Source organism: Mycolicibacter sp. MU0102 (genome assembly GCF_963378105.1).
Lineage (GTDB): Bacteria > Actinomycetota > Actinomycetes > Mycobacteriales > Mycobacteriaceae > Mycobacterium > Mycobacterium holstebronense.
Genome location: NZ_OY726398.1, coordinates 1,001,604 through 1,013,348 on the forward strand (window position 1 = coordinate 1,001,604; position 11,745 = coordinate 1,013,348).

The window sequence follows — 11,745 nt, forward strand, 5'->3', positions numbered from 1 at the left end:
CCCGGTGTCAGCCGCGACGTTTGCGGCTCTTACGTCGGATGCCGACCCCGCCCCACAGCGAGAAACCGCGCACCTTGACCGTCGGTGCACCGGGGGTGCCGGTGCCCTCGACATGCTGGTCGAAGCCGCCCATCACGCCGTAACCGTGGATGTCGACGTTGACCTCGGGCGGCAGCAGAATGGTCTGCCCGCCCATGATGGAGTAGGCGTTGATCTCGACGTCCGGCGAGGTGAAGTCGGCGTAGCGCAGGTCGATGACGCCGCCGCCCCACAGTGAGAAGGTGGTCAGCCGCTTGGGCACGTTCCACCGACCGCGCCGCTCGAAGGAACTCATGATCGCCAGCAGCAACGTGGAGGGTGCGGGTTTGCAGTCACCACCGCGGTGCGGGCACACCGAGGAGCCCGGCAGGTCGGCGCGCAGGCCATCGAGTTCGTCGTAGGTCTGCGCCGCGTAGGCCTTGGCGAGCCGGGCCTCGTACTCGCTCATCGGCAACTGACCTTGCGCGACGGCATCGCCGAGCACCTGCGCCAACTGGATCCGGTCGGTGTCAGCGGCGCGCGACTGGGTGCCGTTGCTGTCGACGCCACGCCGGGTTGAGTTCCTCATCGGATACGTAGCCTACGACTAACCGCGTTCGCCGCAAGCTGGGTTACCCAAAGTGGGGTTACTGAGCCCAGCTCGGCGGGCGCTTCTGCAAAAACGCCAACATCCCTTCCCTGGCTTCGTCGGAGACGAACATCCGCGCCGACGCGACGCTGAGCGGTTCGGCGTCCCGGTCGAACCCGGCCAGTACCGCGGCGGTGGTCAGGGCCTTGGAGGCCGCCAGCCCCTGCGGGGACCCGAGCCGCAGGTTGGCCACCAGGCCCGCGACCGCCGCATCGACATCCTCGGCCGCCAGGGTGATCAGCCCGATCGCCGCGGCTTCGGCTGCGCCGAACTTCTCGCCGGTCAGGTAATAGCGGGCCGCGGCCCTCGGGGCGAGCTTGGGTAGCAATGTCAGCGAGATGATCGACGGCGCCACTCCGATGCGGGCCTCGGTCAGGGCGAAGGTGCTGGCCGGCCCGGCGACCGCGAGGTCGCAGGCGCCGACCAGCCCCATACCGCCGGCCCGCACGTGGCCGTTCACCGCCGCGATCACCGGCCGCGGTGACTCGACGATCGCGCGCAGCAGAGCCGCCATTTCGCGGGCCCGGTCCGCGGCGAGCTCGCCGGGGTCGCCGCCGGTGGCCTCACTCAGATCCGCACCGGCGCAGAACGTGCCGCCGGTGTGGCTCAGCACCACCACCCGCACGTTCGGGTCGGCCGCCGCGTCGCGCAGCCCGGCGTGCAGCTGGGCGACCAGCTTCGACGACAGCGCGTTGCGGTTGTGCGGTGAGTCCAGGGTCAGCCGGGCCGAACCGTCGCCGGTGTCTTCCGGCCCGGTGTAGGAGACCAGCGTGTCCATCAGTACGACCCTCAGTAGCTTCGAGGCAGGCCCAGGGAGGTCTGCGCGACGAAGTTGAGGATCATCTCCCGACTCACCGGTGCGATCCGCGCCAGCCGGGACGCGGTGACCGCCGCGGCGATGCCGTACTCCTTGGTCAGGCCGTTGCCGCCGAGGGACTGCACCGCCTGGTCGACCGCCCGCGTCGAGGCCTCGCCGGCGGCGTACTTGGCCATGTTGGCCGCCTCGGCAGCGCCGAAGTCGTCGCCGGCGTCATAGAGCGTCGCCGCCTTCTGCATCATCAGCTTGGCCAACTGAATCTCGATGTGGTTCTGGGCCAACGGGTGCGACAGGCCCTGGTGCGCGCCGATCGGGGTCTTCCACACCTGGCGGGTGGTGACGTAGTCGACGGCCTTGCTGATCGCGAAGCGGCCCATGCCGACCGCGCTGGCCGAGCCCATGATGCGCTCGGGGTTCAGGCCGGCGAACAGCTGCGCGATGGCGGCGTCCTCGGAGCCCACCAGTGCGTCGGCCGGCAGCCGGACGTCGTCGAGGAACACCTGGAATTGGCGCTCGGGGCTGACCAGCTCCATCTCGATCGGCGTGTAGGTCAGTCCGGGGGTGTCGGTGGGCACCACGAACAGCGCGGGCCGCAGGTTGCCGGTCTTGGCGTCCTCGCTGCGGCCGACCACCAGCACGGCCTGAGCCTGGTCGATGCCGGAGATGAAGGTTTTCTGGCCCTTGAGGATCCAGTCGGACCCGTCGCGGCGCGCGGTGGTGGTGATCTTGTGCGAGTTCGACCCGGCGTCGGGCTCGGTGATGGCGAACGCCATGGTCAGCGAGCCGTCGGCGATACCGGGGATCCACCGCTTCTTCTGCTCGTCGGTGCCGAACTTGGAGATGATGGTGCCGTTGATAGCCGGCGAGACGACCATCATCAGCAGCGCGCAGCCGTTCGCCGACATCTCTTCCATGACCAGCGACAGCTCGTACATGCCGGCGCCGCCGCCGCCGTACTCCTCGGGCAGGTTGACGCCGATGAAGCCGAGTTTGCCTGCCTCGTTCCACAGTTCGTCGGTGTGCTGGCCGGCGCGGGCCTTCTCCAGGTAGTAGTCCTGGCCGTAGTTGCGGGCCATCGCTGCGACCGACTCGCGCAGTGCGCGCCGTTCGTCGCTTTCGATGAAGCTGGTGTCGCTCTTGGAATCGGTCACAGTGGATCTCCTTCTGCTTGCGTTGTCTCGGATTGTTCGACACGGGCCAGCACGGCGCCGACCTCTACTTGGTCGCCCGGCTTGACGTCGAGTTGGGTGAGCACGCCGTCCGATGGCGCGCTGATGGTGTGTTCCATCTTCATGGCTTCCAGCCAGATCAGTGGCTGGCCGGCGCTTACCTGGTCGCCGACCGCGGCACCCAGCCGGATCACATTGCCGGGCATGGGCGCCAGCAACGATCCCTGGGCGACCGCCGACTCCGGATCTCCGAATCGGGGCAACGCCACCAGGTGGACGCCGCCGGCCGGGGAGTCGATATAGACGTCCGAGCCGTAGCGAGCGACGGTGAACGTGCGGGCGACGCCGGCCGGATCGGCCAGCACCACTTCATCTGGAGCCGACGAAACCAGGGTGACTTCGGCGCCGTTGACGATCAACCCCGTTCGGGTGAAACGGTATTCGATCCGATGTTCGGTGCCTGCGTCGTCGAGGTAGCCCTTGGACTGGAAACCCGAGGCCAGGTTGCGCCAACCGCCGGGGATGGAGCCGAATACTTGCGCGGTGGCCCGATTGTGTGCGGCGTCGGCCAGGGCGGCCGCGATCGCGCTGGCCTGCACCGTGGCGGCGTCGGCCAGCGGCGCCGACAGTTCCGCCAGACCGTGGGTGTCGAAGAACGCCGTGTCGGTGGCCCCGTCCAGGAAGGCCGGATGGCGCAGCACGTTGACCAGTAGGTCGCGGTTGGTACGAAGTCCGTGCAGCCGGGTCCGCGCCAGCGCGCCGGCCAACACGGTCGCGGCCTGCCGGCGGGTCGGTGCGTAGCTGATCACCTTGGCCAGCATCGGGTCGTAGTGGATGGAGACCGTCGACCCGCCGACGATGCCGGAGTCCAGCCGGACGCCGGTGCGCCGGGACAGCGTCTCGAACTGTGCCGCCACGCCCGGGATGTCGAGGGCGTGCACGAGCCCGGCCTGCGGCTGCCAGCCGTGGGCGGGGTCTTCGGCGTAGAGGCGAACCTCGATCGAATGGCCTTGGGCGGCCGGCGGTTCGGCGTCCAGTCGGGCCCCGTCGGCCACCGCGATCTGCAGTTCGACCAGGTCGAGGCCGGTGGTCTCCTCGGTGACCGGATGCTCGACCTGCAGCCGGGTGTTCATCTCCAGGAAGTAGAACTCGCCGCGCGAGTCGGCCAGGAACTCCACGGTGCCTGCGCCGGTGTAACCGATCGCGCTAGCGGCCAGCCGGGCGGCCTCGAACAGCTTGGCGCGCATCCCGGGGCTGCGTTCCACCAACGGCGACGGCGCCTCTTCGATGACCTTCTGGTGGCGGCGCTGGATCGAGCATTCCCGCTCGCCGACCGCCCACACCGTGCCGTGCTGATCGGCCATCACCTGCACCTCGATGTGGTGCCCGGTCGGCAGATAGCGCTCGCAGAACACCGTCGGGTCACCGAACGCCGAGGCGGCCTCGCGCTGGGCGGCTTCCACTTCGCCTGCCAGGGCAGACAATTCGCTGACCACGCGCATGCCGCGGCCACCGCCGCCGGCGGAGGCCTTCACCAGCACCGGCAGTTGAGCGGCGGTGACCGTGTCGGGGTCGAGTTCTTCGAGAACCGGCACGCCCGCAGCGGCCATCATCTTCTTCGACTCGATCTTGGAGCCCATCGAGGTCACCGCGGCCACCGGCGGTCCGATCCAGGCCAGGCCGGCGGCCTGCACGGCAGCGGCGAAGTCGGCGTTCTCGGAAAGGAATCCGTAGCCGGGGTGGATGGCGTCGGCGCCGGCGGCCTGGGCCGCGGCGATGATCGCCTCGGCGGACAGGTAGCTGGTGGTCTCCGGCAGGCGCACCTTCGCGTCGGCTTCGGCCACGTGCGGCATGCCCGCATCGGGGTCGGTGTAGACCGCGACGGTGCCCAGGCCTAGGCGACGGCAGGTGGCGAAGACCCGTCGGGCGATCTCGCCGCGATTGGCCACCAGAACAGTGCTGATCATTGACTCTGCCTTCTGCTCTTCGCGCAAGCGCTCATCGCGCTCACATCCGGAAGACGCCGAAGTTCGACGTCCCCTCGATCGGGCCACTGGCGATGGCGGACAAACACATTCCCAATACCGTGCGGGTATCGCGCGGGTCGATCACGCCGTCGTCGTAGAGCATCCCCGACAGCACCAGCGGCAGTGACTCGGCTTCGATCTGGCCTTCGACCATGGCGCGCATGGCGGCGTCGGCCTGCTCGTCGACCTGTTGCCCGCGGGCCTCGGTGGCCGCCCGGTTAACGATAGACAGCACGCCCGCGAGCTGCGCCCCGCCCATCACCGAGGACTTGGCCGACGGCCACGCGAACAGAAAACGCGGATCGTAGGCGCGTCCACACATGCCATAGTGACCGGCGCCGTAGGAGGCCCCCAGCAGCAGCGAGATGTGGGGCACCGTCGAGTTGGATACGGCGTTGATCATCATCGAGCCGTGCTTGATCATGCCGCCCTCTTCGTAGTCCTTGCCCACCATGTAGCCGGTGGTGTTGTGCAGGAACAACAATGGAGTGTTGGAGCGGTTGGCCAACTGGATGAACTGGGTGGCCTTCTGGGATTCCTCACTGAACAGCACGCCCCGAGCGTTGGCCAGGATGCCGATCGGATATCCGTGGAGCCGTGCCCAACCGGTCACCAGTGACGACCCGTAGAGCGGCTTGAACTCATCGAAGTCGGAGCCGTCGACGATCCGGGCGATCACCTCACGCGGGTCGAACGGGACGCGCAGGTCGGGCGGGACGATGCCGATCAGTTCCTCGCTGTCGAACAGCGGCTCGGTCACCGACGTGGGTTTCGGGCCCTGTTTGGTCCAGTTCAGCCGGGCCACGATCCGTCGACCGATCCGCACCGCATCAAGCTCGTCGTTGGCGAGGTAGTCGCCCAGCCCTGAAGTGCGCGAGTGCATCTCGGCACCGCCCAGCGACTCGTCGTCGGACTCTTCGCCGGTGGCCATCTTCACCAGCGGTGGTCCGGCCAGGAACACCTTGGACCGTTCCTTGATCATCACCACGTGATCGGACATGCCGGGCACATAGGCGCCGCCGGCGGTGGAGTTGCCGAACACCAGCGCGATGGTCGGGATGCCGGCGGCCGACAGTCGGGTCAGGTCGCGGAACATCTGACCACCCGGGATGAAGACTTCCTTCTGGGTGGGCAGGTCCGCTCCGCCGGATTCCACCAGGGAGATCACCGGAAGCCGGTTCTCCAACGCGATTTTGTTGGCCCGCAGGATCTTGCGCAGCGTCCACGGGTTGGACGTGCCGCCTTTGACCGTCGGGTCGTTGGCCACGATCATGCACTCCACGCCTTCGACCGCGCCGATCCCGGTGACCAGGCTGGCGCCGACCTGGAAGGCGCTGCCCCAGGCAGCCAGCGGGCACAGCTCCAGGAACGGTGAGTCGGCGTCGATCAGCGCTTCGATGCGTTCCCGGGCGGTGAGTTTGCCGCGGGAATGGTGGCGCTCGACGTACTTGGGTCCGCCGCCGGCGAGTGCCTTGGCATGCTCGGCATCGATCTCGGCGAGTTTGTCGGTCAGCGCCTGCGCCGCCTCGTTATAGGCGGAGGACGTCGGATCGAGAGTGGATCGCAGTGTGCTCACAGCCACCCCCGACGATGCAGAACGGAGCTTGCGGAGTGATGGGGAGAAGGGGGAGTGATCATGATTGGTATCCCAGCGTCTTGGCGGCCAGTGAGGTCAGGATCTCGGTGGTTCCACCGCCGATGCCGATGATGCGCATATCCCGATACTGGCGCTCCACCTCGGATTCGGCCATATAACCCATGCCCCCGAACAGCTGCACCGCCTGGTTGGCCACCCACTCACCGGCCTCCACCGCGGTGTTCTTGGCGAAACACACCTCCGGGATGAGGAAGGTCTCCCCGGCCAGCTGCCGCTCGACGACGTGGCGGGTGTAGACCCGCGCCACATCGATGCGGCGGGCCATCTCGGCCAGGGTGTTCTGCACCGCCTGCCGCGAGATCAGTGGCCGGCCGAACGTCTCGCGGTCCCGGCACCATGTCAGGGTCAGGTCCAGGCAGCGCTGCGCGCTGGCATACGCCTGCGCGGCCAGCCCCACCCGCTCGGAGACGAACGCCGAGGCGATCTGGGCGAAGCCGGTGTTCTCGACACCGACCAGGTTGGCTACCGGCACTCGGGCGTCGACGTAGGACAGCTCGGCGGTGTCCGAGGAGCGCCAACCCATCTTCTCGAGCTTGCGACTCACCTCGAACCCCGGCGTGCCTTTCTCGACCACCAGCAGCGACACCCCGGCCGCCCCCGGCCCACCGGTGCGCACCGCGGTGACGACATAGTCGCCGCGCACCGCGGAGGTGATGAAGGTCTTGGAGCCGTTGACCACGTAGTGGTCGCCGTCCAGGCGCGCCGTGGTGCGTAGGTGCCCGACATCCGAGCCGCCGCCGGGCTCGGTGATGGCCAGCGAACCGATCTTCTCGCCGGCCAGCGTCGGGCGGACGAACTCTTCGATCAGGCGCGCATCGCCCGAGGCGATCATGTGCGGTACCGCGATACCGCAGGTGAACAGGGAGGCGAACACCCCGCCCGGCGCCCCGGCCTGGTGCATCTCCTCGCAGACGATCACCGCGTCGGCGCCGTCGCCGCCACTGCCGCCGACCTCCTCGGGGAAGCCCGCACCCAACAAGCCGACCTCGGCGGCCTTGCGGTGCAGTTCGCGGGGCAGCTCGCCGGAGCGTTCCCACTCGTCGACGTGCGGCAGAATCTCGCGCTCGACGAATCCACGCACAGTCTTACGCAGAGCCTGGCGCTCGGCGGTGTTCCAGATACTCACAGTTCCCCTTCTGACAGCAGCTGCTCGGGTATCTCGAGATGACGGCTGCGCAGCCATTCGCCCAGCCCCTTGGCCTGCGGATCGAATCGAGCCTGGTAGGCCACGCCCTGCCCGAGGATGCCCTCGATGACGAAGTTCACCGCGCGCAACTTCGGCAACAGGTGACGGGTGACCGGCAACTCGGCGGTTTCAGGCAGCAGGTCGCGCAGCTTCTCGACGGTCAACGTGTGGGCTAACCAGCGCCACTGCTCATCAGTGCGCACCCAGACCCCGACGTTGGCCGAGCCGCCCTTGTCGCCGCTGCGGGCGCCGGCGATCGTCCCCAGTGGCGCGCGGCGGCTCGGGCCGGCCGGGAGCGCCTCGGGCAGCTCCGGTTCGGCGGCCGCAGCGAGTTCCAGGGTCTGCGCGGCGGATGGAATGTCCACCCGAGTGCCGTCGGCGTGCACGGCGACGTGCGGCACCTGCGTGGCATCGACATAGCCGGGGGTGAAGACCCCGTAGACCTGGCCGTCCCCGGGCGGGGCGGTGACGCAGAACCCGGGATAGCTGGCCAGCGCCAGCTCGATGCCGGCCGCGGAGAACTTGCGGCCCACGTTGGCCGGGTCCGGGTCGCGCACCACGCAGTGCAGCAGCGCGCTGGCGGTTTCCTCGGTGTCGGCGTCGGGGTGATCGGTGCGCGACAACGTCCACTCCAGTTCGGCTGGCCGGACGGTCATGGCCGCCTCGAGCTGGGTGCGCAGCAGTGCGGCCTTGGCCTCGATGTCCAGGCCGGTCAGCACGAAAGTGGTGGAGTTGCGGAAGCCGCCGATGCTGTTCAGCGACACCTTGTAGGTGGGTGGGGGCGCCTCGCCGGTCACGCCGGAGATCCGCACCCGGTCCGGGCCGTCGGCCGACAGTTCGATGCTGTCCATCCGGGCGGTGACATCGGGGTTGGCGTAGCGGGCGCCGGTGACCTCGTAGAGCAGTTGGGCGGTCACGGTGTCGACGCTGACCAGCCCGCCGGTGCCGGCATGCTTGGTGATCACCGATGACCCGTCTGCGTGGATCTCGGCGAGCGGGAACCCGGGGTGCAGCATCTGCTCGGTGGGAATCTCGGTAAAGAAGGAGTAATTGCCACCGCTGGCCTGGATGCCGCACTCGATGACGTGCCCGGCGACGACGGCGCCGGCGAGCTGGTCATAGTCGGTGCGGCTCCAGCCGAAGTGCGCGGCGGCGGGTCCCACGATCACCGACGCGTCGGTGACGCGGCCGGTGATCACCACATCGGCGCCGCCGGCCAGACACTCGGCGATGCCCCAGGCGCCCAGGTAGGCGTTCGCTGTCAGCGGACTGCCCAAACCGAGCTCTGCGGCGCGGGGGAGCAGGTCATCACCTTCGACGTGGGCCACGCGGGCCGGAACGCCCAGGCGTTGCGCCAGCTCGCGCACCGCGTCGGCCAGGCCGGCCGGATTGAGCCCGCCGGCGTTGGCCACGATGCGAACGCCCTGGTCGAGGGCGAGTCCGAGGCATTGTTCGAGCTGGGTCAGGAAGGTCTTGGCGTAACCGCGTTCCGGGTGCTTCATCCGGTCGCGGCCCAGGATCAGCATGGTCAGTTCGGCCAGGTAATCGCCGGTGAGATAGTCCAGCTCGCCACCGATGAGCATCTCGTGCATTGCGGCGTGGCGGTCGCCGTAGAACCCCGAGCAGTTACCGATTCGAACGGCTGCTGTCATCCCCAAATCCCATCACTCAACCAACCGGTAGGTTAGCCGGTACCGCCGGTGCCGCGTCAAGGTGCGTCGTCACCGATCGGAGCTATTTTGGAGCCGACGCTGGTCACCGGCTATCCTTTCGGATAGTCCCGCCGCTGGTATCGAGCGGCACTATGCCAACAACAGGAGAGGCTCGACCATGGCCGTGCCGAAACGCAGGATGTCGCGTGCGAACACTCGTAGTCGCCGCGCACAGTGGAAGGCTGAGGCAACCGGCCTGGTCAACGTGACGGTCGCCGGCCGCGCGCACAAGGTGCCGCGTCGCCTCCTCAAAGCCGCCCGCTTGGGCCTCATCGACCTCGATCGGCGCTAAATAGGCACCGACACGACCGGCTCCTGACCCTCCAGATCGCCTTTCGGATGATTGGATAGCACCCATGGCTACCCGGGTACTGGTTGTTGATGACGATCGCGCTGTGCGCGAGTCGTTGCGCAGGTCTCTGTCGTTCAATGGTTACTCGGTCTCGCTGGCCACTGACGGCGTCGAGGCGCTCGAGGCGATCACCAGCGACCGTCCGGACGCGATGATCCTCGACGTCATGATGCCGCGGCTGGACGGACTGGAAGTCTGTCGCCAGCTGCGTAGCACCGGTGACGACCTGCCGATTTTGGTCCTGACGGCCCGAGACTCGGTGTCCGAGCGGGTCGCCGGCCTCGATGCCGGCGCCGACGACTACCTGCCGAAGCCGTTTGCGCTGGAGGAACTGCTGGCGCGGATGCGGGCGTTGCTGCGCCGCACCACCGCCGAGGACCTGTCCGAATCGGTCGCGATGTCGTTCGAGGACCTGACGCTGGACCCGGTGACCCGCGAGGTCACCCGCGGGGATCGGCAGATCAGCCTGACTCGCACCGAGTTCGCCCTGTTGGAGATGTTGATCGCCAACCCGCGTCGGGTGCTGACCCGCAGCCGGATCCTCGAGGAGGTGTGGGGCTTCGACTTCCCCACCTCGGGCAACGCGCTGGAGGTCTACATCGGGTACCTGCGTCGCAAGACTGAGGCTGAAGGTGAGCCGCGGCTGATCTACACCGTGCGCGGAGTGGGCTACGTGCTCCGCGAGACTCCTCCCTGATGCAATCCTTCCGCCGGCAACAGGGTGAAGAGGCGAAGAAGACCTCCCTGTCGCTGCGCTGGCGGGTGATGCTGCTGGCGATGTCGATGGTGGCATTGGTGGTGGTGTTGATGGCGGTGGCCGTCTACGCCGTGATCTCGGCGGCGCTCTACAACGACATCGACAACCAGTTGCAGAGCCGTGCGGAGATGTTGATCGCCAGTGGTTCGCTGGCCGCCGATCCCCGCAAGGCGATCGAGGGCACCGCCTACTCCGACGTCAACGCCATGCTGGTCAACCCGGGCCGGTCGATCTACACGGCCAATCAGCCCGGTCAGCGGCTGCCGGTCGGGCAGCAGGAGAAGGCCGTCATCCGCGGCGAGCTGTTCTTGTCGCGCCGCACCGCATCGGGCCAGCGGGTGCTGGCCGTGCACCTGCCCAATGGCAGCACACTGCTGATCTCCAAGAGCTTGGCGCCCACCCGGGCGGTGACGATGAAGCTGCGGTGGGTGCTGCTGGTCGTCGGCGGGGTGGGTGTCGTGGTGGCCGCGGTGGCCGGCGGCATGGTCACCAGAACCGGGCTGAGACCGGTGGGCCGCTTGACCGAAGCGGCCGAACGCGTGGCGCGCACCGATGACTTGAGACCGATCCCGGTCTACGGCAGCGACGAATTGGCTCGCCTCACCGAGGCGTTCAACGCCATGTTGCGGGCCCTGGCCGAGTCGCGCGAGCGGCAGGCGCGACTGGTCGCCGACGCCGGACATGAGCTGAAGACCCCGTTGACGTCGCTACGCACCAACGTCGAGCTGCTGATGGCGTCCGCGGCTCCGGGCGCCCCGCAGTTGCCGGAAGAGGAGATGGCCGAACTGCGTGCCGACGCGATCGGTCAGATCGAGGAATTGTCCACGCTGGTAGGCGATTTGGTGGACCTCACCCGCGACGACCAACGTGAGGTCGCCTACGAGCAGGTCGACATCACTGAGGTCGTCGACCGCAGCATGGAGCGGGTCCGGCGGCGGCGCAACGACATCGACTTCGACATCCAGGTCGTTCCCTGGCACGTCTACGGAGACGCCGCGGGCCTGTCCCGTGCGGTGCTCAACCTGCTCGACAACGCGGCTAAGTGGAGCCCGTCGGGCGGAGTCGTGGGCTTGCGGATGCGCCAGCTCGACCCGACGCACATGGAGATGATCGTCTCGGACGAGGGGCCGGGAATCCCGGAGAACCAACGGGAATTGGTCTTCGAGCGCTTCTACCGGTCGGACTCCGCGCGTGCCATGCCGGGGTCCGGGCTGGGCCTGGCGATCGTCAAGCAGGTGGTGCTCAAACACGGCGGGGCGATCACCATCGGCGAGACCATCCCCGGCGGGCATCCGCCCGGGACATCGTTTCGGATGGTGCTGCCCGGCGGGCCTACGTCGGCGGAGGAAATACCGGTCGGAGCAGTCACAGGCGCTTCTCAGTCCACGTAGGCATGGTGGT

Annotated in this window: 10 protein-coding genes; 3 read left to right on the forward strand and 7 right to left on the reverse strand. The window is 68.1% G+C overall.

Features of this window, described 5'->3' with window-relative positions:
* Positions 1-7: 7 nt before the first annotated feature.
* The 7 genes from RCP37_RS04735 to RCP37_RS04765 are packed head-to-tail and all read right to left on the reverse strand — an operon-like array spanning position 8 to position 9,175.
* On the reverse strand, positions 8-607 hold the full coding sequence (locus RCP37_RS04735) for a DUF1707 SHOCT-like domain-containing protein (RefSeq protein ID WP_308485832.1): 600 nt from the start codon (positions 605-607) through the stop codon (positions 8-10).
* Positions 608-665: 58 nt separating this feature from the next.
* Positions 666-1,445: an enoyl-CoA hydratase family protein gene (locus tag RCP37_RS04740; RefSeq protein ID WP_308485833.1), complete on the reverse strand. Its 780-nt coding sequence runs from the start codon at positions 1,443-1,445 to the stop codon at positions 666-668.
* A gap of 11 nt (positions 1,446-1,456) precedes the next feature.
* Positions 1,457-2,635, reverse strand: a complete 1,179-nt coding sequence (locus tag RCP37_RS04745) for an acyl-CoA dehydrogenase family protein (RefSeq protein WP_308485834.1) — start codon at positions 2,633-2,635, stop codon at positions 1,457-1,459.
* Positions 2,632-4,620 carry an acetyl/propionyl/methylcrotonyl-CoA carboxylase subunit alpha gene (locus tag RCP37_RS04750; protein ID WP_308485835.1) on the reverse strand — a complete coding sequence of 663 codons (1,989 nt, stop codon included), beginning with the start codon at positions 4,618-4,620 and terminating at the stop codon, positions 2,632-2,634. The genes RCP37_RS04745 and RCP37_RS04750 overlap by 4 nt, the downstream gene beginning before the upstream one ends.
* 40 nt (positions 4,621-4,660) lie before the next feature.
* Entirely contained in the window at positions 4,661-6,256 is a 1,596-nt protein-coding gene (locus RCP37_RS04755; protein WP_308485836.1) for an acyl-CoA carboxylase subunit beta, read from the reverse strand.
* Between the two features lie 58 nt (positions 6,257-6,314).
* Positions 6,315-7,463, reverse strand: coding sequence for an acyl-CoA dehydrogenase family protein (locus tag RCP37_RS04760; protein ID WP_308485837.1), 1,149 nt, complete (start codon positions 7,461-7,463; stop codon positions 6,315-6,317).
* On the reverse strand, positions 7,460-9,175 hold the full coding sequence (locus RCP37_RS04765; protein ID WP_308485838.1) for an acyclic terpene utilization AtuA family protein: 1,716 nt from the start codon (positions 9,173-9,175) through the stop codon (positions 7,460-7,462). Before RCP37_RS04765 ends, RCP37_RS04760 begins: the two co-directional genes overlap by 4 nt.
* 178 nt (positions 9,176-9,353) lie before the next feature.
* On the opposite strand from RCP37_RS04765, the gene rpmF reads away from it, so the two are divergent.
* The 3 genes from rpmF to RCP37_RS04780 all read left to right on the forward strand — a co-directional run bounded on the left by rpmF (position 9,354) and on the right by RCP37_RS04780 (position 11,735).
* Positions 9,354-9,527, forward strand: coding sequence for a 50S ribosomal protein L32 (gene rpmF / locus RCP37_RS04770; protein WP_024442852.1), 174 nt, complete (start codon positions 9,354-9,356; stop codon positions 9,525-9,527).
* A gap of 64 nt (positions 9,528-9,591) precedes the next feature.
* Positions 9,592-10,284 carry a response regulator transcription factor gene (locus RCP37_RS04775; protein WP_024442851.1) on the forward strand — a complete coding sequence of 231 codons (693 nt, stop codon included), beginning with the start codon at positions 9,592-9,594 and terminating at the stop codon, positions 10,282-10,284.
* Positions 10,284-11,735: a HAMP domain-containing sensor histidine kinase gene (locus tag RCP37_RS04780; protein ID WP_308485839.1), complete on the forward strand. Its 1,452-nt coding sequence runs from the start codon at positions 10,284-10,286 to the stop codon at positions 11,733-11,735. The genes RCP37_RS04775 and RCP37_RS04780 overlap by 1 nt, the downstream gene beginning before the upstream one ends.
* Positions 11,736-11,745: the final 10 nt, after the last annotated feature.

What these genes read in the sequence shown, in the direction of transcription:
- RCP37_RS04740 (WP_308485833.1), bottom strand. Translation starts at nt 1,445, where the DNA reads ATGGACACGCTGGTCTCCTACACCGGGCCGGAAGACACCGGCGACGGT.
- RCP37_RS04735 (WP_308485832.1), bottom strand. Translation starts at nt 607, where the DNA reads ATGAGGAACTCAACCCGGCGTGGCGTCGACAGCAACGGCACCCAGTCG.
- RCP37_RS04780 (WP_308485839.1), top strand. Translation starts at nt 10,284, where the DNA reads ATGCAATCCTTCCGCCGGCAACAGGGTGAAGAGGCGAAGAAGACCTCC.
- RCP37_RS04765 (WP_308485838.1), bottom strand. Translation starts at nt 9,175, where the DNA reads ATGACAGCAGCCGTTCGAATCGGTAACTGCTCGGGGTTCTACGGCGAC.
- RCP37_RS04775 (WP_024442851.1), top strand. Translation starts at nt 9,592, where the DNA reads ATGGCTACCCGGGTACTGGTTGTTGATGACGATCGCGCTGTGCGCGAG.
- RCP37_RS04750 (WP_308485835.1), bottom strand. Translation starts at nt 4,620, where the DNA reads ATGATCAGCACTGTTCTGGTGGCCAATCGCGGCGAGATCGCCCGACGG.
- rpmF (WP_024442852.1), top strand. Translation starts at nt 9,354, where the DNA reads ATGGCCGTGCCGAAACGCAGGATGTCGCGTGCGAACACTCGTAGTCGC.